Below are 24,896 nucleotides of genomic sequence, written 5' to 3' on the forward strand. Positions count from 1 at the left end.
GGCAGCCGGGCAGTCCGCACCGCCCCCTGACCTGAACCACACAGAAAGACCATCGACATGCGCGCAATCGTTTTTGAGGAATGGCAGCAGTTTCCCGTGCTGGCGGACGTGGCCAAGCCAACGCCCGGCCCGGGCGAGGTCCTGCTGAAGGTGGCCGGCGCCGGTGCCTGCCACTCGGACGTCAGCATTTTCCAGGACTTCACCGCAGAGGTCCCCGGCAACATCAAAAAGGGCTTTGTCCTGGGCCACGAAAGCTCCGGCTGGGTCGAGGAAGTGGGTCCCGGCGTCTCCGGCATCGGGATCGGCGACGCATACCTGGTGTACGGGCCCGTTGGCTGCGGCCACTGCAAGGCCTGCTCCCGGGGGCAGGACACCTATTGTGCCAACGCCGCCACCAACCCCTACCTCGCCATCGGACTGGGCCGCGACGGCGGCATGGCGGAGTACGTCACCGTGCCGGTCCGGAACCTGATTCCGTTGGGCGACGCGGATCCCGTGGCTGCAGCCCCGTTGTCCGATGCCGCACTGACGCCCTACCACGCCATCAAGCAGGCCATGCCCAACCTGGCGGGTGGCGGCCGGTTCGCGCTCGTCGTCGGACTTGGCGGCCTGGGCCAGATCGCCGTCCAGATCCTCAAGGCACTGACCGGCGCCACGGTGATCGCCACGGACATGAAACCCGAGGCCATGGCCAAGGCGGAAGCTGCCGGCGCCATCACCGTCCCGGGCGGTCCCGGACAGGTGGAGCGGATCCGCGCCATTACCGGAGGGCGCGGCGTTGACGCGGCCTTCGACTTTGTTGGCGTTACGCCCACCATCGCCACTGCCACCGGATCCATGGCGCAGGGCGGCCGCTTGACCGTGGTGGGCATTGCCGGGGGAGTCCACGAGTGGACCTTCTTCAACACGCCGTACGAGTCCACCATCACCAACACCTACTGGGGCACCATCGAGGAACTTCACGAGGTGGTGGACATGTACCGGGCAGGCCAGATTGTGCCGGACATCGAGACGTTCAGCCTCGAGGACGGGCTGGCCGCCTACCGCAGGCTGGCGGACGGGCAGTTGAGCGCCCGGGCCGTGATCGTTCCGCACGGAAAGTAGTTGCGTTCCCGGCCCCGGTCCCTAGGATCGGGGCATGAGGGAACGTCCGCAGGCCCTGATCGAATCGGCAGTCCGGCGCTACGGCGCGGATGAGGTGGTGGACTGGGCGGCGGGCCTGCTGGCCGGCGCCGACCCGGACGACGCTGGTCCGGACGACGCTGGTTTGGACGGGGCTGGTCTGGACGGGGCCGGCAAGGACGGGGTGAGGGATATCCGACTGCTGGGCGGCTCCCCTGGCTGGGACGCGTACTGGTTCCGGGTCTGGGGCGCCCGGGCCTTGCTTTACGTCTGGGACACCACGGCCGCGCCGGCCGTGGTGTCCGGACTTTCCGATGACCACTGGCGGGTGCGGGAGATGTGCGCAAAAGTCTGCCGCCTCCGGGACCTGCCGGAGGCGGCGGACGAACTGGTCAAACTGATGGCCGACGGAACGGAGCGGGTCCGGATAGCCGCGGCCAAAGCCATCGGCGACACCTGCGAGGCGGACGCCGCCGGCCCACTGCTGGCAGGGGAATTCGGCAGCCTGCGTGAAGCCGCCGCCGCTGCCCAGGCACTGGACCGCATGGAGCAGCGGCTGGACCGCAGGCTCCGCTGAGGCCGGCGCCGGCGTTGCCCCGCGGTCCGGACCTAGCTGCCTGCTTCAGGAAAGTCGTCGATTCCGGCGGCTGCCGCGTCCTGCTTCCGCTGCCGGTGCGACGGGGCCAGGAGTGCAGCCAGGAGGGCGAGCACGCCCACGGCAGCCGAGGCCCAGAAGCCCAGGGTGAAGGCGTCGTCGGACGGCGCCCCCTGCGGGGTGACGTTGGAAGAGATGAGCGCCGCGATGACTGCGGTGCCCACGCTGCTGCCAATGGTCCGCAGCACGGTGTTGGCGCTGATGGCTTCGCCGGTCTGGGTGGCGGGAACGCTTTCGACAATGGCATTGGACGTGGCAGCCAGTGCCATACCGATGCCAATGCCGGTGAGGACGCCGGAGACCAGGATCTGCCACGCCTCCGCATGGCCCAGGGCGGGCAGGATAAATGCGGCGATGACCGACACGGCACCCACAATCATGGGAACCTTTGGTCCGATCCGGCGGATGAGGGCACCGGCCACCACACCGGAGATGACCATGGCCACGATGGTGGGCAGCAGGTACAGGCCCGCCTCGCTGACGGACTTGCCGAAGCCGTAGCCCAGCACGGACGGCAACTGCAGCAGCGTGGGGATCAGGATGAACGTGCCGAACATGGCGAACCCGAAGGCCAGGGCAACGATGTGGGCGGTCCACACGCCACGGTTTTTGAACAGCCGGACATCCACCAGGGGCTCGGCAACGCGCAGTTCAATGATGACAAAGGCTGCCAGTGCGGCGGCGCCGCCGATCAGGAGGCCAACAGTTTTGGCATCGCCCCAGCCCCAGGCCTGTCCTTCCGTGACGGCCAGCAGGATGGCCACCAGGGCCACGGTGAGGACGCCGGTTCCCAGCATGTCCAGGCGGCCGGGTTTGCGGACGGGGGACTCGGGCATCCCGAAGATGGCACCCAGGAGGGCGATGAGCACCAGCGCGGCGGGCAGCCAGAACAGCCAGTGCCAGGACAGGGCCTCAACGATGGGCCCGGCAGCTACGATGCCAATGCCGGCGCCGATTCCGAAAATCGCGGACAGCAGGCCGATGGTGACGCTGACGCGCTCCTTGGGCAGCTCATCGCGGACAATGCCGATGGACAGCGGCATCACGGCACCGGCCGCGCCCTGGAGTACCCGGGCAATGATCAGCACGGTGAGGTTGGTGGCCAGGGCTGCCAGGACGGTACCGGCCAGGAGCAGCGCGAGCACCACAATGAGGACTTTGCGCTTGCCCACCATGTCTCCCAGGCGGCCCAGCACGGGCGTCAGGACGGCGGCGGCCAGCAGGTAGGCGGTGAGGACCCAGCTTGCATCGCTGGTGGCGACGCCCAGGTCCTTGCCGATGGTGCCCAGCGCGGGAGCCACGAGTGACTGCAGGACGGCAAAGGACAGCCCGGCCAAGGCCAGGTACATGATGATTGCGGTGCCCCGTGGCCGCTGGACGTCCGCTCCGGGCGCGGGACTCCCGGCCGGTTGCTGCGTAGTGACGGACATGATGCTCCTCCAAGATGTAAACAGTTGATGACTCATGATTGATCACGGAACAAGTTAAGTCAACATGCGTTTACATGCCGGTATTCCGGATAGGGTTGGGGAAGGAAAGGCAGGACATGGACAACCAACAGACGACGACGGGCAGGGACGCAGCTGGCACGCGCCGCCGCCTGGTCCAGGCTGCCCGCCGCAGGTTTGCCACCGAAGGCTTCCGGGCTACCACGGTCCGGCATATCGCCGCGGACGTGGGCGTCAATGTAGCCCTGATCAGCCGCTACTTCGGGTCGAAGGAGGGCCTGTTTGAAGCCTGCATGAGCCGGACCGTTGACGAACTGGATCCGCGGCGGATTACCCGCCCCGGCACGGTGGACGAACTGGTGGACAGGCTGATCGGGCACATCATCGAACTGCCCAACCCGGATGATCCGCTCCAGCTGCTGCTTCTGCTCCGGTCCTCCGGCGATGAGCGGGCGGATGCCATCCGCCGCAGGACGCTGGAGTCCTTCACGGAACGGCTTGCCGGGGTTGCCGGCTGGCGTGCGGAGGACCCCACCACGGAGCCGCTCCTCCTGCGGGCGCAGATAGCGATCGCCACCATGCTGGGCCTGGTGATGCTGCGGACCTCCACCGGTGTCCAGCCGGTCACCTCTGCCACCTCCGCCGACTTCACTGAACCGCTGGGCCAGGCACTCCGGGCCCTGCTCACCACCGCGCCTGCCCCTACGCAGGAGTGAAACCCTTCCATTGAATGAAATCCGCCGGCACCGGCAGGCCCTGCCGGTTCATGGTTGGCTGACGGTTACCGGCTGCCATCCCGGCAGGACCAAGGGGCCGCACGTCACCGCGGCAAGCGCCCGGCGGTGGAAGGGGACAGCATGATCCGGGTTGAACCACGATGCCGCGTCATTATCGACAACGACTGGGCGGGCGATCCGGATGGACTGATCGGACTGGCCCACCATGCGTTGTCTCCGGCCAACCGGATCATCGCCGTGACGGGGTCGCTGACCAATCCCATGTTCGGCCCGCCGGCCGGCCAGGCCCTGGCGGGGTCAGCCCTTGCGGCGGAACTCCTGCAGGTCCTGGCTGTCCCGGCCCCGGTCCACGCCGGTCCGGACAGTCCTTTCACGGGAAGGCCGCGGGATTCCGCCGCTGCCCGCGCCATCGTGGCGGCGGCCAACGCCGACGGCGACCTTCCCGCGGTCCTGGTCTGCGCAGGGCCGCTGACCAACGTAGCGGACGCCCTGCTGGCGGATCCCGGCATCGCTGGCCGGCTCACCCTGGCCTGGGTAGGCGGCGCGGCGGCGGACGCCGATGAATACAACTACTTCACCGACCCCGAAGCAGCCGGCTTCGTCCTCCGCAACCCGGACCTGGCGGTGTGGCAGTTTCCGCTCGAGACCTACCGTCAGTTGGTGGTTTCCCTGGCGGAGCTTGAGCACCGCCTGAAACAAGCGGGCGACGCCGGCGCCTGGCTTTGGGAGCGCTTTGACACCCTGCAGGTTCCGGACGTCGTAAAGTTCGGCCCCACCTGGTGCCTGGGGGACAGCGCGCCGCTGCTGGTCACCGGCCTCGACGATGTCACCAGCAGCTATGAAACAACCGGCACCGCGCCGTCCCGCCGGCTCTATAAGCAGCTGGATTCCCGGCTGGTGGTTGAGGATTTCTTCGCCCGGCTGGCCCTGAACAACCGGGCCTGAACAACCGCGCCTGAACAACCGGGCCTGAACAGCGGCGCCTGAACGCGCCCCTAAAAGCCGCTACTCCGCCGGTGGCCGCCGTCGTTGCTGCTTGGTGGCGGACCGCTGCACCTTGGCGGCGAGGCGGCGGCGGTGCGACCCGCGGGTGGGCTTGGTGGCCCGGCGAACGGCCGGACCCGGCGCCAAGGCATCAGCAACCAGCGCCGCCAGTTTCGCCAGCGCCAGTTCGCGGTTCCGAAGCTGAGAGCGCTGCTCGGACGCCGTCACGGTGATCACGCCGGCAACGAGCCGGGGGCCCAGCCGGGCCAGCAGCATTCCGCGCTGGCCTTCCGAAAGAACAGCAGAAGCGCCTGGATTCCAGGACAGCTCCGCCCGGCTGTCGGTGGTGTTGACGTGCTGCCCGCCGGGACCTGAGGCGCGCGAAAACCGCCAGCCCAGCTCGGCCGCCGGGATAACAAGCGTGGGTAGCACCTCCAGGTCCATTCCCCCAGAATTGCACACCGGCGGCGCGGTGGCCGCCACCGGTCCGGTCAGGCCGGGTTGCCCGCTTAACCCGAATCTTCCATCTACACGAGTAGATAAATCAATGCCAAATCAGAAAGCATGCTGCTAAAGGTTGAGAACGGCTACTTGAAAAACAGTTGACTCGAGTAGAAATACGGCCAAGAATAGTGGGACCGCATCCGTACTCAACAAAAGGACCCATAACAATGACGTTTTCTCTCGGCGTGGTCGGCGCCGGCCAGTTCGGCGGCCAGTTTGCCCACCTGTTTATGCTGCACCCCGGCGTCAGTGCCGTCTACGCCGTGGACGAGCGCCCGGAGCGTGCCGAAGAGGCTGTCCGGCAACACCACCTGACCGGCACCATGGCGTCCTTCGATGACCTGCTTGCCTCCGACGTGGACGCTGTGGCCATCTTCACCCAGCGCTGGACCCACGGGCCGTTGGTGGAGCGTGCGCTACGGGCCGGCAAGCATGTCTACTCGGCGGTGCCCATGGCCATCACCGAAGCCGAGATCGCGCGGATCATCGAGGCGGTACGGGAGACCGGGAAGGTGTACATGATGGGGGAGACCAGCTATTACAACCCCGCCACCGTCTATGCCCGGAACCGGCAGGCCGCGGGCGACTTCGGCCGGCTGTTCTACACCGAAGGCGACTACGTCCACGACATGGACCTGGGCTTCTACGATGCCTACGCCTACAGTGGCGGCGAGCAGTGGAAGGAAACGGCAAGCTACCCGCCCATGCTCTACCCCACCCACGCCATCGGCGGCGTGCTGGGCGCCACGGCCTCCCATGCCGTCAGCGTCAGCTGCGTCGGGGTCAGGGATGACCGCGGCGATGGCGTCTTCGACCGTGAGATCAGCATGTTCGGCAACGATTTCTCCAACGCCACCGCCCTGTTTGAAATGAGCGACGGCGGGGCCATGCGTACCAATGAGATGCGCCGGGTGGGCTACCCCTCCCACATCCGTGAATCGCGGTTCCGGTTCTTCGGCACGGAGGCCAGCTTCGAGCAGCTGGCCAACGTGACGGTGTGGCAGAACAAGGCGGCCGTGGAGGACATCTCGCACCTCATGGCGACGCAGGCCAGCATGTCCCTGGACGATCCGTCGCTGGAGAACGTGGCGCCGGAACTCCGTGACGCCTTTGTGTCCGGGCTGGCCCCTGTCCACGACAGTTCCCGGCTGCCCGCCGAATTCCAGGGCGCGCCCAATGGCCACGAGGGCAGTCACCATTTCCTGGTGGACGACTTTGTGACGGCGGTCAACTCCGGAACGCTGCCCCCGGTCAACGCCTGGACCGCCGCTCGCTTTACGCTTCCCGGCATCATTGCGCACGAATCCGCCCTCCAGAACGGCGCACGGCTGCCCATCCCCGACTTCGGGGACGCGCCGACGGCGCTCTAACCGGGAGGCGCGGGCGGCAGCTCCCACGGCGAAACACTTGAAGCTTTGAGTAAACACATCTAAGATAAACTTTAAGCTTCAAGTAACTCGACCGCAGAGGACCGCCATGACCGCTGTTGCCCACACCTCCCGCCACTTCCCGGTCCCGCCCGCGGCCACCGTGCGCACCCAGGTCACCGTTCCCCTGCGTTTTTCCGACGGATACAGCACCACCGCTGACGTCCTGACCTTCCACGGCCTGGCCGACGGCAAGGAACACCTGCTGCTGGCCCTCGGACCGTGGGAGCAGGCCCTCCTCGGTGCCGACCCCGCGACCGGATCCCCGGCCGGAGCCGCCCCGCTGGTCCGGATGCACAGCGAGTGCATGACAGGGGACGTCTTCGGCAGCGAGCGCTGCGACTGCGGACCCCAACTCCGCGAAGCCGTGGAGCAGATTGCCGGCACGGGCGGCTTCCTGCTGTACCTGCGGCAGGAAGGACGGGGCATCGGACTGTATTCAAAGCTGGACGCCTATGCCCTGCAGGACACGGGGCTGGACACTTACGATGCCAACCTGGCGCTGGGCCACGCGGCTGACGAACGGGACTACACCGCCGCGGCCCAGATGCTGCACGCCCTGGGCGCCACCTCCGTGCGGCTGCTGAGCAACAACCCGGACAAGGCCGCCCAGCTGGCGGGGTTCGGCATCGGCATCACCGAGTCCGTCGCCACGGGCGTGCACCTTTCGGCGGCCAACGGCCGGTACCTCGCCGCCAAGCGCGACCGGACCGCCCATACGCTGGTCCTGCCGGCCGCCGTCGAGCCCTCCGCCGTCGAGCGTTCTGCAGGAAATGCTTCCGCTGTGCCGGCGCCTGCCGGCATCCCCGATCCCGCAGACCTCCTGGCCCGGGTGGAGGCCCTGGTCCCGGCCCTGCAGGCCCGCGCTGCCGACACCGAGGCGCAGCGGCGCCTGCCGGCGGACACCGTGGCAGACCTGCATGGTGCCGGAGTCTTCCGGGTCCTGGTCCCGAAGGCCCTGGGCGGCTTAGGCATGGGCGCGGACACCTATGCAGAGGTCATCCGGCTGCTGGCCAGGGGCTGCGCCTCGACGGCCTGGACGGCAGGGCACCTGATGGAACACGCCTGGATGCTGGCGCGCTGGCCGCGTCAGGTCCAGGACGAGGTCTTCAGCCACGGAACCATGCCCCTGGCCGCTGCGACCAGCGCACCGGCGGGAACGGCCCGCACCGTGCCCGGCGGGCTGGCCATCACCGGGCACTGGCGCTTTGCCTCCGGCATCCTGCACTCGGAGTGGGCCCTGCTGGCCGTGGACCTCGACGGCGTTCGCCTGCAGTGCCTGGTCCCGGTGCCGGAGCTGGAACTGCAGGATGCCTGGCACACCGACGGCCTGCGCGGAACAGGCAGCAATGACCTGCTGGCCACGGACCTGTTCGTTCCGGGCTACCGCACCCTGGCGTGGGAGAAGTTGGCGGCGCCGGACAACCCAGGCAGCAGGATCCACCCGGAACCCCTGATCCACGCACCCATGGGGACGCTGCTGAACCTGGTGGCGCCCTCGGTGGCCCTCGGCGCTGCAGAAAGCGCCGTGGACCTGTTCCGGGACCGGCTGCAGACCGGCGGCGGCAAAAACCCCGTGGGCCGGCAGGCAGACTCGCCGCTGGCGCAGGCACGCTTTGCCCGGGCCTTCGGACAGCTCGCCTCGGCCCGCCTGCTGTGGACGGACGCCCTTGGCGCCATCACGACGGCGGGACCCGGGAAGGGCCCGGACCCCACCGAAGCCGGGCGAGCCGAGGTCCGGCTGCTGCTGGGCCTCAGCGCCGATGCCGCCCAGGACGCGGTGCGCCTGGTTATGGCCGGTTCCGGAGCCGGCGTGCACCGGCTGGCACATCCCCTGCAGCGGATCCAGCGCGACATCGGCGTCCTGGTCAACCACCCCACCTTGAGCCTGGACCCCATCCTGGAGCGGGCCGGCCGCGACCTGCTGGTCAGTGCCGCTGGCCGTTTCCGGTCCGGTACGTCGCCAGCGTGATCCCACCCGGCAGCGCTTCCGCCGCAATGGCCTGCAGGTCACGGGGTTCCGTTCCGTTGCTGAAGAGCGGGATTCCGCTGCCCAGGAGGATGGGATTGATCTTCAACTGGATCTCGTCGATGAGGTCCACCAGCTGGCCGGCGAGCTGCCCGCCCCCGCACAGCCAGATGTCCCGGCCGGGCCCGTCCTTGAGCTTCGCAACCCGCGCGGCGATGTCGCCTGCCATGATCTCCACGTGGGGCGACGCCGGCAGCAGCTGATGGGTGGCAACGATCTGCCGCAGGTGTGGATAGGCGCCGTCTGACAGGCCCGCCGCGACCGCCGGCTCGTGCGTGCGCCGGCCCAGCAGGACGGTGTCGAAGCGGCGGGGCGCACCGGTGACTCCCAGCGCTGCACGCAAGTGCGCCGGGCATGTCTCCGGGTACCGGGCGAACAGGCTGGCCAGGGTTTCAGGCTGCGCGGGGAAGCGGGAGAAATCGCCTGCCGGATCGGCGATGAAGCCGTCGATCGAGGTGGCGACGAAGTAGACGAGGTGGCGCACGGAGTACTCCAATCACTGCGAGGGTTCGGGCTGTCTTCCCTTCAGTATCACCCGGCCGCCGGTATCGTGGCTGGCCAGCGGGCCGGTACCGGCGTCCGGCGGTAGCCGGATCGGCAGGCGCCGTGGAAGGATCAGGTATGCCCCACCGCCTGATGTTGCTGGACACCGCGTCGCTGTACTTCCGTGCCTTCTACGGGTTGCCGGATTCCATCCGGCGGGCGGACGGGACCCCCGTGAACGCGGTCCGCGGGCTGCTGGACATGATCTCCCGGCTCACCACCGACTACCGCGCCACGCACCTTGTGGCGTGCTGGGACAACGACTGGCGGCCGCAGTGGCGGGTGGACCTGATTCCCACCTACAAAGCCCACCGGGTGGCCCAGGCGTTTCCGGACGCCACCGACGTCGAGGTGGTCCCGGACGCGCTGGAGGCGCAACTGCCCATGATCCGCGAGGTGCTGGATCTTGCCGGCATCGCCGTGGTGGGCGCCGCCAACCACGAAGCCGACGACGTTATCGGCACCTACGCCAGCCATGCGGCCTTCCCCGTGGATGTTGTCACCGGCGACCGGGACCTGTTCCAGGTCTGCGATGACCGCCGCCAGGTCCGGGTGATCTACACCGCCCGGGGCATGAAGAACCTGGACGTGATGACCGAGGAAACCGTGGTTGCCAAATACCGGGTGCTCCCGCAGCAGTACGCCGACTACGCCACCCTCCGCGGCGACGCCTCGGACGGTCTCCCCGGTGTTGCGGGGATCGGCGAAAAGACCGCAGCTACGCTGCTCCTCGACTACGGGACCCTGGCAGGACTCCTCGAAGCAGCCGCCAACCCCGCCAGCAAGATCTCCCCGGCCGTGCGGTCCAAACTGGCGGCGGCCGGGGACTACCTTGAAGCAGCCCCCGCCGTCGTCAACCTGGTGCGGGACCTGGACCTGCCCACCCTCGAGGAGGCAGGCGCGCACCTTCGTCCGGTGACCGGCGGTCCGCGGAAGGAACTGGAGCGCCTGGCCACCGAATGGAATTTGGGCGGCTCGGTCCAGCGGCTCCTGGCAGCCCTGGACCAGCGCGCCTGAAGGTTCGAGGCAGGTCAGCCGGCAGCTTTCCTGATGTGGTCAGCGATCCGCTTCTCGGTCTCCGGGGTGAGGGCGAGCAGCGCGAAGGACGTGACCCAGAGGTCGCCGTCGTCAAGGTTCGCTGACTCCTCGAACCCGACTGTGGCGTAGCGGGAGGTGAACTTGGCCGCTGCCTTGAAAAACACCACCACCTTGCCGTCCGCGTCCGTGTACGCCGGAAAGCCGTACCAGGTCTTGGGCACCAGCTGCGGGGCAACCTCGGTGACAATCCGGTCGATCCCCTCCGCGAGGACACGGTCGTCGTCAGGCATTGCCGCGATCGCGTCGCGGACTGCCTGTTCCCCTGCGGCCCGGGTTTTACCGGCTTTTTCCTCGGTCCGGAGTTCCGCGGCGCGCTGTTTGACAGCATCCCGCTCGTCCTTGGACAGCCCTGTGGTTTTTTCAGCCATGTGATCCTCCGTTAACAACTCCGCGGCGGGTGGTCCGCCTCTCCTGAATCTACTGCTCCCGACGCCGCGGCGCCCGCCGTCAGGCGATTTTCCTGGTGGCCACCCGCAGCCGGTTACTGCTGCCGCACGGCACGGCCCAGGCGCACGGCTGCTTCTTCCAGCCGCTGTGCGGGGACGTCCCCGAAGGCCAGCCGGATGTGCCGGTCAGCGTCCGTGCCGGGCCCGGAGGCGAAGAAGGAACCCCGCTGGTACTCCACGCCTTCGGTGCTGGCGGCTGCCGCCAGTGCGTCCGCGTCGATTCCGGCGTCCTGAAGGCGGGGCCACAGGAAAAGGCCGCCGCCGGGAAGGGTGGTCTGGAACGCTCCGGGGGCTTCGCGTTCCAAGGCGGCCACCAGCGTCCTTGCTCTGGTCAGGTACAGCTCCCGGGCCCGCGCCAGGGTGGCGTCAAACAGGTCCGGCTGGGACGTCAAAAGTTCGCCCACAATGGCCTGGACCAGCGTGGAGCTGTGCGAATCCTGCCGGCTGCGCAGAGCCACGAGGTCCGCGGCGAGGTGTTCGGGTGCCACCAGCCAGCCCAAGCGCAGCCCGGGGCCCAGCGTCTTGGTGAAGGTGTTGATGTGGATGACGTGGTCGGAGGTGTTGAAGGCGTCAACGCTTTCCGGTCCGCCGCTGTACCAGAGTTCCCGGTACGGGTTGTCGGCCAGGACCACAAAGCCGTAATGCTCCGCCAGCCGGACCAGCTCGGTCCGGGCCCCGGCCGGAAGTGTGCCCTGCGAGGGGTTATGGAAGTCGGGGACCGTGTACAGCGCTGACGGGCGGCCACCCGCGCGGAGCCGGTCCGCGAGTTCGTCCACGTCCAGTCCGTGCGCGCCCACCCGGATGGGCAGGGTGTTTGCACCGGAGAGCTGGAGGCCGCGGAGGAAGAGCGGGAAGATGGGGTTGTCCACGGCCACCGTGTCGCCGCGTTCCACCACCGCCTGGATGCCCAGCGACAGGCCGTGGAAACCGCCGTTGGTGATAATGATCCGCTCCACCGGGACGCCTTCCCTGGCGGCAATCCAGTCCCGGAGCGGCGAAATGCCTTCGGTGCGGGAGTACTGGAGTGACGGCAGCCCCGGGCGGGACAGGACCCGGGTGGTGGCCGCAGCCAGCTCCGCGGCAGGGAGGACTCCGGGGTCCGGGATACCGCCGAGCAGTTCGATGGCATCCTCCCGCCGGTCACGGAGGGTGGCGTCGCCGAAGCCTTTCGGGGCGGTGAACCCTGCGATCAGTGCTGTTTTGCGCGCCGGTGCGGGCCGGGTGGGGGTGGAAGTCATGATGCAGCCTTTACGGGTTGTTGGACGGGGCCGGCGCCGGGAATGGCCGCCAGGAGCGCCTGGGTATAGGGATGTTCCGGCCGGGAGAAGACCTGATCGACGGTGCCTTGCTCCACCACCTGTCCCCGGCGCAGGACGGACACGGTGTCCGCCACCTGGCGCACCAGTGCCAGGTCGTGCGAGACGAAGAGGTACGTCAGGCCGAGCCCCCGCTGCAGCCGGGCCAGCAGTTCGAGGATTCCGGCCTGCACGCTGACGTCCAGGGCGGAGGTGGGTTCGTCCAGGACCACAACATCGGGGCGCACCACCAGCGCGCGGGCTATGGCCACCCGCTGGCGTTGGCCGCCGGACAGTTCCGCGGGCCGGCGGCGCAGGGTCTCCGCGGGCAGGCCCACGGCTTCCAGCGCCTCGACCACCAGCGCGGCCCGGCCGGCCTTGTGGCCCACCTGGAACCGGTCCAGCGGTTCGCGGATGATCCTGCCCACCCGCCAGCTGGGATCCAGGGACGTGAACGGGTTCTGGTAGACCAGCTGGAGGTGGCGGCGGACGTCCCGCAGGGCAGCCCGGGACAGCCCGGCGGTGGGTTGGCCGCCCACCAGGATGCCGCCGTCGTCGGGTTGGTCGAGACCCAGCAGGAGCCGGACGGCCGTGGTCTTGCCGGAGCCGGACTCGCCCACCAGGGCGTGCGTCCGGCCGCGCTCCACCGTGAACGACACCTTATCCAGGGCCAGGAAGTCTTTTTTGCCGGTCCGGAACCGCTTGGTCACCCCGGCCACCTCGATCTGGGGCGCCGCCGGCTCAGTGAGGGCGGATGAGGCAGTCCGCTGGCTGCGGTACCGGTCCGGATTCAGGGCCGGGACGTCGGCCTGCAGGCTGCGTGAATACTCCGTGGCCGGGGCGGCAAACACCTCCCGCGAGGAGCCCGATTCCTGCACGGCGCCGTCCTTGAGCACCACCAGTGAGTCCGTGCGCTCCGCCGCGATGGCCAGGTCATGGGTGATCAGGAGGAGGCTGATGTCCAGCTCCTGGCGAAGGTCCGCCAGCATGTCCAGGATGAGTTTCTGGACGGTGACATCCAGGGCCGACGTCGGTTCATCCGCCACAACCAGGGCGGGCCGCGGCAGCACGGTGAGGGCGATCAGGACACGCTGCAGCATGCCGCCGGAGAGCTGGTGCGGGTAGGAGTCATAAACCCGCCGCGGGTCCGGCAGGCCCAACTGCCCGAACACGCGCAGGACGGCCTCCCGGCGTTCGTCGGCGCCTGCCGGTCCCAGCAGCGCCGCGGCTTCCTGGGCCTGGGCGCCGATGGTCCGGACCGGGTTCAGGGCGGAGCCCGGGTCCTGGGGGATGAAGCCCAGCTTCCGGCCGCGGAGGGGACGGAACTGCCGCTCCGGAACGGCCAGGACCTCCGTGCCGTCGAACCGGACACTGCCGCCGGCGGACGACCCCGAAGGCAGCAGCCGGAGGATGGCTTTGGCGATGGTGGACTTTCCGGATCCGGACTCGCCGATCAGGGCCAGGCTGCCACCGCGGTCCAGGCTGAAGCCCACGTTGTGGACCACGTTGTTGCGCCCGTAGGCGACATTGAGCCCTGCCACAGTCAGCAACGCTTCGTTCCGGGGTGTCGGCACTGGATTTTCCTTTCCTGCGGGGTGGACGGTTTCGAGGGGACGGACGGCGTTCACCGGGTGCTCCGCAGCCAGCGGCTGATCCTGTTGACGGCCAGGACGGTGGCCACGATCACCAGGGCGGGCGCGTAGACCAGCCACGGTGCCGTGGGGTAGGTCTTTCCGGATGCCACCAGCAGGCCCCAGTCGGAAGCCGGGGGCGGATCGCCGTAGCCCAGGAACGCCAGCGACGCGATGACCAGGATGGACGTGCCGAACTGCAGCACCGCCAGCACCAGCACCGGGCGGTAGGCGTTGGGCAGCACATGGCCCAGCAGCGCCTGCAGCCGGTTTCCGCCCTGCAGGTAGGACGCTTCCACAAAAGCGGCCCGGCGGACCCGGATCACTTCCGCCCGCATCAACCGGGCAAACACGGCCACGGCCGAAACGCCGGTGGCGATGGCGGCGTTGATGGTCTGGAAGCCCAGCGAGCTGACAATCACCACGGCCAGAAGGAAGCCGGGGATGGCCAGCAGCACGTCCACGAACCGGCCCAGGGTGGTGTCCACCCAGCCGCCGCGGAATCCGCTGGCAAGTCCGATGGCGCTTCCCACCACCAGCCCGATGATCACTGCCACCAGGGCGCTGGTCACCGAGGAAGCGGTCCCGTGGACCACCCGGGCATATTGGTCCCGGCCCAGGTAGTCCGTGCCGAACCAGTGCTGGGCGCTGGGGGCAGCGAGCTTCGCGGCGGTTTCGCCAGTGACCGGGCTGAAGGAGGTGAAGACCCCGGGGACCAGGGACCAGAGCACCACAATGAGGAGGACCAGGAAGGAGAGCGCCACCGTTGGCGGCAGGGCGGTCCTGGTGCGGAGGGACGCGGCGCCGGCGCTGCGGAGCCGCGCGAAGGTCAGGTCGGCACTCATGCGTCCACCGTTTCGTTGATCTTGACCCGCGGATCCAGCAGCGGCGTGAGGAGGTCGGCGGCGAGGTTGACGGCCACAAACACCACTGCCGAGATGGCCACCACCGCCTGCAGGACCGGTTGGTCCTCGCCGGTGACGGCTTTCTGCACCACGGTGCCGATGCCGTCGCGGCCGAAGATGGTTTCGGTGATGACCGAGCCGCCCAGGAGTTCGCCGACGATCAGGGCGATCATGGCAACCGAGGGCAGTGCGGAAGGTTTGACCAGGTGCCGGGCGAACAGCGCGGCCTCGGTAAGTCCCCGGGACCGCGCCACCTGGGCGTAGTCCTGGCGGCTTTCGTGGTCCAGGCTGGCGAGAAGGACCTCTGCCAGCGGCGCCGAGACGGGAATCGCCAGGGTGATGGCGGCGAACAGTGTGGCCGCGGCACTGTTGGGATCGGTGGTGGTGAACGAATGCAGGCGGAACGCGAACAGTTCAATCAGGACCAGCCCGATCACGAAGTTGGGGACGGACAGGAAAAATGACGGGATGGAGCGCAGCACCCCCGCCCACCGCCCGGGCGCGTAGTGGGCGCCGTAGGCGATGGCCACGGCGAAGACCAGGGCGATGACAAAAGCCGTGCACGCCAGGGTCAGGGTGGAGGGGAGCGCGTCGCCAACCAGCTGGGCCACCGGCAGGTTGGACTGCAGCGAGAAACCCAGCTGCCCGGTGAGGAACCGGCCCAGGGACAGGATCAGCTGCACCAGGACCGGCCGGTCCAGTCCGTAGTAGGCAACGATCCGCTGGATGTCTGCCTCGCTGAGCCCGTGCTGCGGGTCCCGGAGGCTGTTGGTGATGGCATCGCCCGGAAGGACGCTGATCACCAGGAACGTGAGGATGTACGCCAGCAGGACCACCACCACGGCCTGGCCGGTCCGAACCAGGGCAAAGCGGCCATAGGTGTTGGTCATCTCCGCCACCACCCAACTGTTGCCGGGGGCCGGGACGATGTGGCCGGGCCGGTCATTTGGCGATCCAGGCGGTATAGAAGTTTGCGTAGGCCAGGCCGTTGTACTGGACGTCCCGGACCTTCGGGGAGATCAGGTACAGGCGCTGGACCAGCTGGTTCAACGGGATGAAGTAGCCCTGTTCCAGGACGTACTGCTGCAGTTCGCCGGTGACCTTTTCACGGGATGCCCTGTCGGACGCGCTGGCTACGGCGGCGGACAACTCGTTGAGCCGGGTGTCCGAGGTGCCCACGTTGAACCAGTCCTCGCCTTTGTTCTGGCTGGTCAGGACGCCTGCCACGGTACCCACGTCCACAAAGCTGCGGGACGTCTGGAACAGCGGCGGACGGCTGGCCTGGATCGCGGCGTATCCGGCGACGTCCACCACCTTGAGGGTGACCTTGATGCCGATCCGCTTGAGCTGCTGGGCGATGAGTTCGTCCTCGGCCTTGGTGGACGGGACGTAGGGGTTCGGCGTCAGCGGGAACTCGAGGGTCTTACCGTCCTTGGTGCGGTAACCGTCGGAGCCGGTTTTCCAGCCGGCGTCGTCCAGCAGCTTGCCGGCCTTGTCCGGGTCGAAGGCGAAGGAACTGCTGTAGTCGCCTGCTTCCGGGACGTTGCCCTGGATGAAGGTGGTGGCCGCGTCCCAGTCGGGAGTGTAGACGGTGCTGCGGATTTCCTCGCGGTCAATGCCGTGCTGGATGGCCTGCCGGACGCTGACGTCGTTGGTGGGGAAGGCCTGCGTGTTGACCTGGAACCCATCCACAAAGCCCAGGTACTTGGGGGTTCCCACGGTGAAACCGGCGGCCTTGAGTGCTTCGATTTCCTGCGGTTCCACGTTGAAGGCAACATCCGCCTGGCCGGAGGCCACCGTGGAGGTCCGCACGGAGGTGTCCTTGATGACTTTATAGGTGATGGTGTCCAGCCGGGCCGGGCCGGTGTGGCCCAGCGCTGCCGGGCCCCAGTTGTAGTCCGGCCGCTTCGCCAGCACATAGCTGTCGCCCTGCTTCCAGGACTTCAGCACAAACGGGCCGCTGCCGATTTCCTGGCTGAGGTCTGCCTGCGCCTCGGCAGGGAGGGCAAGGGTTTCCGGGCTGAGCAGGATGCAGCCGTGGTAGGCCAGGGTGGCGATGAAGCCCAGGGCGGGGGAGGAGAAGAAGACTTTGACGGTCTTCGCGTCCGCAGCTTCGGCGCCCACGTAGTTGCTGGCAGGGAAAAGGCCCACCTTGCTGATGCCCCGCTCGGGGTCCCCCTTGGCCCAGGCCTGGAGGTTTGCCACCACGGCGGCCGCGTCCAGCGGGGTGCCGTCGGAGAAGGTGACGCCGTCCTTGAGGTGGATGACGAAGTCCTTCGCCCCGTTCAGCTCCTCCCAGCTTTCGGCAACCCAGGGGCTGAGCGCACCGTTCGCGTCAACGTAGACCAGCTTGTCCGTGAGCTGGCCCCAGAGGTTTCCCTCGTAGCTGGAGATGGAGGTTTTGCTGGACACCCAGCCGGTGTCATAGCCCTGGATCAGGAAGGTGATGTTTCCGCCGTCCACGGGAGTGCCGCCGTCGGCCGGGGTGCCGGTGGCCGCGGGACCGCCGCAGGCGGTGAGGAGGGCGGTGGCGCTGATGGCGCTGAAGCCGGCAAGGAACGCGCGGCGTTTGAATTCTGTTGCATGCATGGGGGTGGTCTCCTGGAAAAGTGTGGGGATGTGAAGTGGGCTAGATGGCTTTGCCGGGGTTGAGCCGGTGGAAGGGGTCCAGGGCGGCCTTGATGGCGTGCTGGGATTCCCGGACGCGTTCAGAGAGTTCCAGCGCGGCCCAGTCCTGTTTGAGGCTGCCGATCCCGTGTTCGCCGGTGACGGTGCCGCCCAGGGCGAGGGCCACCCTGACCAGTTCCGTGGCAGCATCCTGGAGGGCTGCCGGGGGCTGGTCCTCACCCGGGCCGATCGGCAGGGTGATGAGCGGGTGCAGGTTCCCGTCTCCGGCGTGGGACACGGCGGAGATCTTCACGCCGAAGCGTGCCTCCAGCGCGGGAAACGCCGCATAGACCTCCGGCAGCCGGGATTTAGGCACAGCGATGTCCTCGCCGATGTACCAGTGGCCGGCCGGCAGCCCGCGCCCGCTGCGGCGCAGCTCCCAGAGTTGGACGGCATCCGCAGCAGGCTCCACGGTGACCCGGCCGCCCTTGGCGGTCAGGGCGTCGGTCAGGTCCGACGCCTGCCCGGCGATGCCGTAACCATCGATTTCAATGAGGATCAGCGCTGCCCCGCGGGCCCGCAGGTCCGAGCCGGAGTGGCTGTCGATGGAGTCCAGGGTGGGGGTGTCGAAGAACTCGATGGCTGCGGGCCGGACGGGGGAGAGCGTGATGGCGCCGAGCGCTGCGGCGCCCAGGGCCGTGCTGTCGAAAAACGCGGTGACGGTGTTGCGGGCCACGGGGATGGGCCGCAGGCGGACCGTGGCCCGGACCACGATGCCCAGGATTCCCTCGGAGCCCACAAACAGGGAGGTCAGATCCAGGCCCGTGACGCCTTTGATGGATCGGTGCCCCACCGTGACCAGGCTGCCGTCAGCCAGGACGACGTCGAGGGCCAGGACGGATTCCCGGGTCACCCCGTATTTGGCGCAGCGCAGCCCGCCGGCATTGGTGGCGATGTTGCCGCCGATCGAGGAGATGTCGTAGCTGGCGGGGTCCGGTGCGTAGAACAGCCCGTATGGAGCCAGCGCGGCGTTCAGGTCGGCATTGATGAGCCCCGGCTCCACCACTGCCACCTCATCCAGCGGCGAAATCTCCACAATCGCCGCCATCCGTTCGGTGGACACCACCACCTGCTCCCCAGTCGCGGTGGCGCCGCCGGACAGGCCGGTCCCCGCTCCGCGCGGCACAACACTCAGGCCCAGTTCGACGGCGAGTCGCACCACGTCCTGCACCTGGGCTGCCGTCCGGGGAAAAACCACGGCGGGCCCTGGCTGTCCGGCGCCCGCCGCGCCTGCCCTGGCGGTCGCGGCGTCGTAGCGGTACCGGTCCGTCCCGTCGGCGGGTGCCAGGAGCTCAATGGCGGGGTGGCGCTCGCCGAGTGCGCTGGCGAAAGCGTCGAGGACGCGGGGGGACGCTTCGGTTTCAACTGTTGTCATGCCGGGATCTCTCGTCGGGGCCAGTGCAACGCAGGGGAGGACCGGGCCGGGGGTTCGGGGGCCGGCCGGCGGGGTTTCAGCCCGGCAGCCACTGCGAAGTTAGCCCCGGCGCCGCGGGGGCCGCCAGTTCTCCCGACACGCGCATCAACAGTTCGCAACCGCAGTTCACGGTGGTTCGCGGCACGTCAAACAGCGTCTTTTTACGTCGCAGCGAACTGTCCCGTGACGGCAGAAGTAGTGCTGTGAATTTTCGTTGCGGCCCGCGTCCGGGCATTGCGGCGGCGCTTGAACTGAACGATTTGGGGATGGTTTGGTGAGGTAACGATCCGAACGAGAGGCCCTTCACATGACAGCTACATCAGATCTTGCGCCCCGCAGGCTTCGGGACATCTTTGGAACCTTCGCCACCGGCCTGACGGTCATCACCAGCGCAACGGACAATGGCCCGGCCGGGTTCACCTGCCAGTCGTTTGCCTCGCTCTCCCTGGAGCCGGCGCTGGTCACCTTCAGCCCGGCCCGGACGTCCAGCACCTGGCCGCTGCTCCGCGAGGCAGGCTCGTTCACCGTCAACATCCTGCCGGCAGAACACCAGCACCTGGCAGGCCAGTTTGCCCGTTCCGGGGCGGATAAATTTGCCGGCGTCAGCCACGCTGCCTCGCCGCTGGGCAACCCGGTCCTGGATGATGCGCTGGCCTGGATCGACTGCGAACTCCACGCGGAGTATGACGGCGGCGATCACACCATCGTGGTGGCAGCCGTCCGGCACCTGAGCGCACGCCAGGATGCCGAGCCGCTGCTGTTCTTCAAGGGCCGCTACGCCGGGATTTCCGCTGCTGACCGGCTGCTTGAGGTTGCCAGCTGATCTGCGGCTGTTACCCGATCTCCGAAACGCCCGGATGTTCCATGGTGACGTGGGAGCGGAGCCGTTGGAGGCCGTCCCTGATCCTGGACTTGACCGTGGGCAGCGGCACGGAGAGCTTCGCGGCGATGTCCTGGTAGGTCAACGAGCCGAAGTAGGCAAGGAGAATTGATTCGCGCTGCAGGGCTGACAGGCATGCCAACGAGGCAATGATGATTTGGGCGTCCATTTTGTCGGCCAGGTCGTCGACGAAACCGTCGCAGGCTGCCGGCGCGGACCCTGCCCATCGATGATCGCGGGTGCGGCTGCTTTGGGTTGACCTGACTTTGTCCACGGCCCTTCGGTGGGCGATGGTCATCAGCCAGGCCATCGGAGTGCCCAGGGCCGGCCGGTATTTCCCGGCGTCCTGCCAGGCAGTGATGAATACTTCCTGCACGACTTCTTCGCTGAGCGCCCGGTCAACAACAACGCGCTGGACCAGCCCGGTGACCCGGGTGGATGTCTGCCGGTAGAACTCGCTGAACGCGTGGTGGTCACCTTCGGCTGTACGCAGCAGCAACCCGGCAAGACTGTCGCCGGCCTGGTCGGTGGCGGGACAGGCGCCCTGCTCGACGGGGCCGTTCATAAGGCCTTCACCGGCAACGGACAAGCGCCCATCAACTGCCCCGACAGGGTTTCCAAGTGGACTGCCGTTGTGTCCAGCACGCGGGACCCGTGGCACTTGGAACAGCAGACGGCCACCGCGAGGGTGCCCTCCTGCCGCCCGGAAACGCTGGGCGATGCAATCTGCAGGTGCAGGTCGGTGTCACACGTGGGGCACCAGGGGCGTTTTCCCCGGGGCTGGTCCTTGTCCCGTGGAACATAGCTGCTTAACGATGTTGTCATGGCCGTCTTAAACCAATGCCGGATAGCTGGCAAGAATGTAGTCCGCGCCCGCCGGTCCCTTCATGCGCAGGCCCTGTCCAGGGCCGATGCGGTCCCTCATTGCAGCCCAGAAGATGTGCTCGGCCTGTTGGGGGTGCTGCGATAGGGTGCACCAGCTGGTGTACAGGCCGTAGAGGGAGTCCGGGGCAAGAGTCGAGTCTGACTCCTGGTCCCGGTGGGTGGCTTCCTGAAGGAACCGGTCAAACTGTGAGTACGCCATGGTGGGTCCTTGGAGGAGATGCGGTGGGCCGTCTTTGGGGTGTGGCTGCCTGGAATCGTCCCGGCAGTGGAGCAGCCGGGTCCAGACTCAGGAGAGATCCGCCATGTTGTCCTGGACCGCCCAATGGTCGGCGCCGGTGGTGCCCCCATGGCTGGCGATGAGGGCCACGGCCATGCTCTTGGCCAGGACGGCTGCATCCCTGTCGCCTTCAACCGCCGAGATGATTGAGCCCTTGGTGAGGATGTGGCATGACCGCGCGAAAACATCCGGATGGTCCAGTCCGGCCTCCTCGGCAAGGTTCCGCATAAAGGCTCTGACCTGCGCCAGGTAGCTCATCGATGCTTCCCCCAGGGGGTGGGTGGGACCCATCTCCAGCATGGTGCTTATCAGCGCACAGGCCTGGAAGTCGTCCCGGCGGAACCATCCATCCAGGACGTCGAAAATAGTCAGCAACTGGGCTGTCGGGTCCTCGGACCGCTTTCTGCATTCAGCAATGATCTGTTCAACGGTCAGGTCCTGATGACAGCGTTCCAGGAAGGCGAGGACCAACTCATCCTTGGCGGGGAAGTGCCCATAGAACGTGGCCTTGGCAACCCCGGCACGGGAAATAAGTTCAGCGATGCCGACATCCCGGATGCCACGCTGCGTAAATAATTCATAAGCGGCCGCCATGATGCGCTCCCGCGCGCCGGAAGGCGAGCTCCCGGAAGGGACGGGAGCGGCAAGCGGGCCAGCTGAAGAGCTACGTGAATGTTCCATCAGGGCAGACATTACACTACCCAGACAGACCGGTCTGTACGGTGTCCCGCCAGGAAAGGACAAGTTGATCCCGGGCCGTCGCCGGCCCAGTGCCGCAAGCACCATCCGCCCGGTAGTAAGCTTGCTGAACAATATCAGTAAGCGTACTGATGAACCGGAGGACGGGAGCAGGAACCATGGGCGTAATCGTCAGCGCCGTTTGCTGGCTGGGCCTTGCCGCGAGCGGCACCCTGGTGGGCCTGGCAGCCAGCGGTAACGGGGCGCAGGGCCTCAATGGCCTACAGCTGGTTGGCCACGTGTTCCTGGGCCTCGGACTCGGGCAGTTGCTGACGTTGGGCCTGAAGGCGCTGGCCCTGCAGCTGGTGCGGAAGGCTGCCCCGCCGCGGGTGGACACCAGCCAGGAACCCGTACAGGCTCCCGTCCGGCTTGCGAGCGTCCTGCCCCTGCCGGTCCGCCGCACCGCTTCGGGGGCGGCCCGGCACGCCGCCTGACGTGCCGGGCCGCCGCGCTGGCCTGCCCCCGGCCTGACCTGACGGACGCGCGGCTTGCCTGGCCGGGAACCGGTGCCCGTACAAAACCGGGCAGAATGGACGGGTGACTTCTCCTGAGGGACCCGCCCCGACGCGTCCTGGCCCCGCCTTCGACCTGGCCGCCATCGGCGCCGGCCTCGCGTTCGCCGCATCCCTGCCAGCTCTCCGGGAGGCGCTGGGCGCCGGGATGGCCGCTGTGGTGCAGGCACCACCCGGAACCGGCAAAACCACCCTTGTCCCGCCGCTGCTGGCAAACCTGCTGGGCGCAGGAAAACCAGGTACCGGCAACCTGAAGATCGTTGTTACGCAGCCCCGCCGGGTGGCTGCCCGTGCTGCTGCGCGGCGGCTATCGGCCCTGGCCGGCACCCCACTGGGTGGACCGGTGGGCTACACCGTCCGCGGCGAAAACAAGACCAGCCGGTCCACCGTCGTCGAATTTGTCACCCCGGGAATCCTGTTGCGCCGCCTGCTGGCCGATCCCGGCCTGGCGGGGGTGGCCGCCGTCGTCCTCGATGAAGTCCACGAGCGTGGCCTGGAGACGGACCTGCTGGTGGGGATGCTCGCCGAAGTCCGCGAGCTGCGCGGCGACCTGACCCTGGTGGCCATGTCCGCCACGCTTGACGCGCCCCGGTTCGCCGCGCTGCTGGTGGATTCCGACGGCGGCCGGCCGGCTCCCGTGATCGACTGCCCGTCGGCGCTGCATCCGTTGACAGTGGACTGGCAGCCGGCCGCAGGGCCGCGAGTGGATGGCCGGGGTGTGGCACGGGATTTCCTGGACCACGTGGCCGCGACGGCCGCGCAGTTCCATGCCCGCGCCCTTGCCGCCGAGCCCGGCGCTGACACTTTGGTGTTTGTCCCGGGTGCCCGGGAGGTGGCCCAGGTTGCGGCTGCGCTGCGGGGCCGGCTGGGCAGCGGCGTTGACGTCCTGGAGCTGCACGGCCAAGCCCCCGCGGCCGACCAGGACAGCGCCGTGTCCGGCCGGCGGCAAGGCGGGAAACCACGGATCATCGTCTCCACGGACCTGGCCGAATCGTCGCTGACGGTGCCGGGGGTGCGGCTGGTGATCGATTCCGGCCTGTCCCGCGAACCCCGGCGCGACGCGGGCCGCGGCATGACGGGGCTGGTCACCGTGTCCTGCTCGCGGGCGTCGGCGGAGCAGCGGGCAGGCCGGGCCGCCCGGCAGGGGCCGGGAACAGTGGTGCGGTGCTACAGCCAGCAGGCGTTCGGAGCGGCCCCCGCCCACGTGACCCCGGAAATTGCGGTCGCGGACCTCACCGGCGCCGCCCTTACCCTTGCCTGCTGGGGCTCTCCGGGCGGCGCGGGCCTTGCCTTCCCGGACCAGCTGCCGCAGCAGGCACTGGCGGACGCCACGGCGGTGCTGCTCGAACTCGGTGCGGTGGGTGCGGACGGGCACCCCACCGCCACCGGCCGCACGCTGGCCGGCATTCCGGCGGACCCCCGCCTGGCCAGGGCCCTGCTGGCCGGCGGCACCGCCGCGGGTCCCGTCCTGGCAGCACAGGTGGTGGCAGCCGTGGCCGGGGACCACCGCGCGCGCGGCGCCGACCTCCCCGGCCTCCTGTCGCAGCTCCGTGCCGAGAGGGGCCCGGAAGGCCGGAGGTGGGCTGAGGAGTCCCGGCGGCTGCAGGACCTCGCCGCCCGGGCCGGGAACAGCGGAAAGGCGAAGGCGCCCGGTTCTTCCCGCCCTGAAGCCGGCAGCGGCGCAGAGGCGGTGGGCGCCGTGGTGGCACTGGCTTTCCCTGGCAGGGTGGCGCAACGCGTCGCCGGCGACGGGCCCGAATGCTACCTGCTGGCCTCCGGCACCCGGGCCGGGCTGCCGGCCGGGAGTTCCCTGGCCGGCCACGAGTGGCTGGCCGTGGCGGAAGTGTCCCGTGCGGAAGGCAGGGACGCTGCCGGCACGGGAGCCGTGATCCGCGCCGCCGCGCCGCTGACGGCTGCCTTGGCGGAATCCGCGGCAGCCCACCTGCTCAGCGACTCCGTGGTGGCACAGTTTGTGCAGGGACGGGTCAGCGCCCGGCGGGTCCGCAGGCTCGGCGCCATCGTCCTGGCGAGCACCCCGGTCCGGCCGTCCCCGGCGGAGGGCCGGACCGCCGTGGCGGCGGCGCTAATGGCTGAGGGGCTTGATGTGTTGGCCTGGCCGACGGCGGCACTGGACATCCGCCGCCGGCTCGCCTTCCTGCACCGCGAGATGGGGGCGCCCTGGCCGGACATGTCGGATACGGCCCTCCTGCAGCGGCTGGATGACTGGCTGGGGCCTGAGCTGGCGGCACTGGCCGGCGGCGCCGCCGCGGGCAACCTGGATCTTTCCCCGGCCGTGCGCCGGCTCCTGCCCTGGCCCGAAGCAGGGCGGCTGGACAGCCTGGCACCGGAACGGCTTGAAGTTCCCAGCGGTTCCCGGATCCGGATTGAATACCCGGCCGACGCTGACGGTACAGGCCGGCCGGTGGTGGCGGTCAAGCTACAGGAGTGTTTCGGGCTGGCCACCACACCCCGGCTGGCGGACGGCCGGGTTCCGGTCCTGTTCCATCTGCTCTCACCGGCCCGGCGTCCGCTGGCGGTTACCGATGACCTGGCGTCATTCTGGTCGGGGCCCTATGCGCAGGTCCGGGCGGAGATGCGGGGCCGCTATCCACGGCACCCCTGGCCGGAAGACCCCTGGTCGGCGCCGGCCACCGCACGGACGAAACCCCGGTAAGGCGGTCTTCCGGCGGGCGAGCAGG

General features: G+C 68.5%; 23 protein-coding genes. 10 read left to right on the forward strand and 13 right to left on the reverse strand.

The annotated features are described in order from the left end of the window. Nucleotides 1-57: 57 nt before the first annotated feature. Nucleotides 58-1,104, forward strand: coding sequence for an NAD(P)-dependent alcohol dehydrogenase (locus ACRB8A_RS08845; protein WP_050685171.1), 1,047 nt, complete (start codon nt 58-60; stop codon nt 1,102-1,104). Between the two features lie 34 nt (nt 1,105-1,138). Continuing rightward, nucleotides 1,139-1,699, forward strand: a complete 561-nt coding sequence (locus tag ACRB8A_RS08850; protein ID WP_432245977.1) for a HEAT repeat domain-containing protein — start codon at nt 1,139-1,141, stop codon at nt 1,697-1,699. Between the two features lie 32 nt (nt 1,700-1,731). Here the strand turns inward: ACRB8A_RS08850 and ACRB8A_RS08855 are convergent, their stop codons facing one another. Continuing rightward, nucleotides 1,732-3,207: an MFS transporter gene (locus tag ACRB8A_RS08855; RefSeq protein ID WP_050685169.1), complete on the reverse strand. Its 1,476-nt coding sequence runs from the start codon at nt 3,205-3,207 to the stop codon at nt 1,732-1,734. A 116-nt stretch (nt 3,208-3,323) separates the two neighbouring features. Here ACRB8A_RS08855 and ACRB8A_RS08860 point away from each other — a divergent pair, with 116 nt between their 5' ends. Both ACRB8A_RS08860 and ACRB8A_RS08865 read left to right on the forward strand, forming a co-directional pair. Beyond that, entirely contained in the window at nt 3,324-3,941 is a 618-nt protein-coding gene (locus ACRB8A_RS08860) for a TetR/AcrR family transcriptional regulator (RefSeq protein ID WP_082484338.1), read from the forward strand. 141 nt (nt 3,942-4,082) lie between these two features. Then, on the forward strand, nt 4,083-4,907 hold the full coding sequence (locus ACRB8A_RS08865) for a nucleoside hydrolase (RefSeq protein ID WP_056600459.1): 825 nt from the start codon (nt 4,083-4,085) through the stop codon (nt 4,905-4,907). 60 nt (nt 4,908-4,967) lie between these two features. Here ACRB8A_RS08865 and arfB read toward each other — a convergent pair whose 3' ends face one another. Next, on the reverse strand, nt 4,968-5,390 hold the full coding sequence (gene arfB, locus ACRB8A_RS08870) for an alternative ribosome rescue aminoacyl-tRNA hydrolase ArfB (RefSeq protein WP_050685167.1): 423 nt from the start codon (nt 5,388-5,390) through the stop codon (nt 4,968-4,970). A 227-nt stretch (nt 5,391-5,617) separates the two neighbouring features. Here arfB and ACRB8A_RS08875 point away from each other — a divergent pair, with 227 nt between their 5' ends. Next, the gene (locus ACRB8A_RS08875; RefSeq protein WP_432245978.1) at nt 5,618-6,820 is read left to right on the forward strand and encodes a Gfo/Idh/MocA family protein; all 1,203 of its coding nucleotides are present in this window, start codon (nt 5,618-5,620) and stop codon (nt 6,818-6,820) included. Nucleotides 6,821-6,926: 106 nt separating this feature from the next. Next, a complete protein-coding gene (ribA, locus tag ACRB8A_RS08880) occupies nt 6,927-8,849 on the forward strand; it encodes a GTP cyclohydrolase II RibA (RefSeq protein WP_432245979.1) in 1,923 nt (640 codons plus the stop codon). Here ribA and ACRB8A_RS08885 read toward each other — a convergent pair. Next, the gene (locus ACRB8A_RS08885) at nt 8,806-9,390 is read right to left on the reverse strand and encodes a dihydrofolate reductase family protein (protein WP_432245980.1); all 585 of its coding nucleotides are present in this window, start codon (nt 9,388-9,390) and stop codon (nt 8,806-8,808) included. The genes ribA and ACRB8A_RS08885 overlap by 44 nt on opposite strands. A gap of 137 nt (nt 9,391-9,527) precedes the next feature. Here ACRB8A_RS08885 and ACRB8A_RS08890 point away from each other — a divergent pair, with 137 nt between their 5' ends. Next, nucleotides 9,528-10,466, forward strand: coding sequence for a 5'-3' exonuclease (locus ACRB8A_RS08890; protein ID WP_197273546.1), 939 nt, complete (start codon nt 9,528-9,530; stop codon nt 10,464-10,466). Nucleotides 10,467-10,480: 14 nt separating this feature from the next. Here the strand turns inward: ACRB8A_RS08890 and ACRB8A_RS08895 are convergent, their stop codons facing one another. The 7 genes from ACRB8A_RS08895 to ACRB8A_RS08925 all read right to left on the reverse strand — a co-directional run bounded on the left by ACRB8A_RS08895 (nt 10,481) and on the right by ACRB8A_RS08925 (nt 18,866). Then, the gene (locus tag ACRB8A_RS08895) at nt 10,481-10,915 is read right to left on the reverse strand and encodes an iron chaperone (RefSeq protein WP_432245981.1); all 435 of its coding nucleotides are present in this window, start codon (nt 10,913-10,915) and stop codon (nt 10,481-10,483) included. A 113-nt stretch (nt 10,916-11,028) separates the two neighbouring features. Next, on the reverse strand, nt 11,029-12,231 hold the full coding sequence (locus ACRB8A_RS08900; protein WP_432245982.1) for a PLP-dependent aminotransferase family protein: 1,203 nt from the start codon (nt 12,229-12,231) through the stop codon (nt 11,029-11,031). Next, nucleotides 12,228-13,862 (reverse strand): dipeptide ABC transporter ATP-binding protein, encoded by a 1,635-nt coding sequence (locus ACRB8A_RS08905; protein WP_432245983.1) that lies wholly within the window; start codon nt 13,860-13,862, stop codon nt 12,228-12,230. The genes ACRB8A_RS08900 and ACRB8A_RS08905 overlap by 4 nt, the downstream gene beginning before the upstream one ends. A gap of 50 nt (nt 13,863-13,912) precedes the next feature. Further along, nucleotides 13,913-14,764, reverse strand: a complete 852-nt coding sequence (locus tag ACRB8A_RS08910; protein WP_432245984.1) for an ABC transporter permease — start codon at nt 14,762-14,764, stop codon at nt 13,913-13,915. Beyond that, on the reverse strand, nt 14,761-15,714 hold the full coding sequence (locus tag ACRB8A_RS08915) for an ABC transporter permease (RefSeq protein ID WP_432246027.1): 954 nt from the start codon (nt 15,712-15,714) through the stop codon (nt 14,761-14,763). The genes ACRB8A_RS08910 and ACRB8A_RS08915 overlap by 4 nt, the downstream gene beginning before the upstream one ends. A gap of 52 nt (nt 15,715-15,766) precedes the next feature. Next, nucleotides 15,767-17,413 (reverse strand): ABC transporter substrate-binding protein, encoded by a 1,647-nt coding sequence (locus ACRB8A_RS08920; protein ID WP_432245985.1) that lies wholly within the window; start codon nt 17,411-17,413, stop codon nt 15,767-15,769. 40 nt (nt 17,414-17,453) lie between these two features. Further along, nucleotides 17,454-18,866 (reverse strand): FAD-binding oxidoreductase, encoded by a 1,413-nt coding sequence (locus tag ACRB8A_RS08925; protein WP_285240277.1) that lies wholly within the window; start codon nt 18,864-18,866, stop codon nt 17,454-17,456. A gap of 346 nt (nt 18,867-19,212) precedes the next feature. Between ACRB8A_RS08925 and ACRB8A_RS08930 the strand changes: the two genes are divergently transcribed. Next, a complete protein-coding gene (locus tag ACRB8A_RS08930) occupies nt 19,213-19,728 on the forward strand; it encodes a flavin reductase family protein (protein ID WP_050687784.1) in 516 nt (171 codons plus the stop codon). A gap of 10 nt (nt 19,729-19,738) precedes the next feature. On the opposite strand, the gene ACRB8A_RS08935 is transcribed toward ACRB8A_RS08930, so the two are convergent. The 3 genes from ACRB8A_RS08935 to ACRB8A_RS08945 all read right to left on the reverse strand — a co-directional run bounded on the left by ACRB8A_RS08935 (nt 19,739) and on the right by ACRB8A_RS08945 (nt 21,541). Then, complete coding sequence (locus tag ACRB8A_RS08935; protein ID WP_050687786.1) at nt 19,739-20,350, reverse strand: sigma-70 family RNA polymerase sigma factor; 612 nt, start codon at nt 20,348-20,350, stop codon at nt 19,739-19,741. A 267-nt stretch (nt 20,351-20,617) separates the two neighbouring features. Beyond that, a complete protein-coding gene (locus ACRB8A_RS08940) occupies nt 20,618-20,869 on the reverse strand; it encodes a hypothetical protein (RefSeq protein ID WP_050687788.1) in 252 nt (83 codons plus the stop codon). Nucleotides 20,870-20,956: 87 nt separating this feature from the next. Further along, nucleotides 20,957-21,541, reverse strand: a complete 585-nt coding sequence (locus ACRB8A_RS08945) for a TetR/AcrR family transcriptional regulator (RefSeq protein ID WP_056600449.1) — start codon at nt 21,539-21,541, stop codon at nt 20,957-20,959. A 263-nt stretch (nt 21,542-21,804) separates the two neighbouring features. Here ACRB8A_RS08945 and ACRB8A_RS08950 point away from each other — a divergent pair, with 263 nt between their 5' ends. Both ACRB8A_RS08950 and hrpB read left to right on the forward strand, forming a co-directional pair. Continuing rightward, on the forward strand, nt 21,805-22,119 hold the full coding sequence (locus ACRB8A_RS08950; protein ID WP_056600447.1) for a hypothetical protein: 315 nt from the start codon (nt 21,805-21,807) through the stop codon (nt 22,117-22,119). A gap of 103 nt (nt 22,120-22,222) precedes the next feature. Then, nucleotides 22,223-24,871, forward strand: coding sequence for an ATP-dependent helicase HrpB (hrpB, locus tag ACRB8A_RS08955; protein ID WP_432245986.1), 2,649 nt, complete (start codon nt 22,223-22,225; stop codon nt 24,869-24,871). Nucleotides 24,872-24,896: the final 25 nt, after the last annotated feature.

Origin of the sequence: Arthrobacter sp. G.S.26, assembly GCF_050847375.1 — a bacterium.
In the GTDB taxonomy this organism is placed as follows: Bacteria; Actinomycetota; Actinomycetes; order Actinomycetales; family Micrococcaceae; genus Arthrobacter.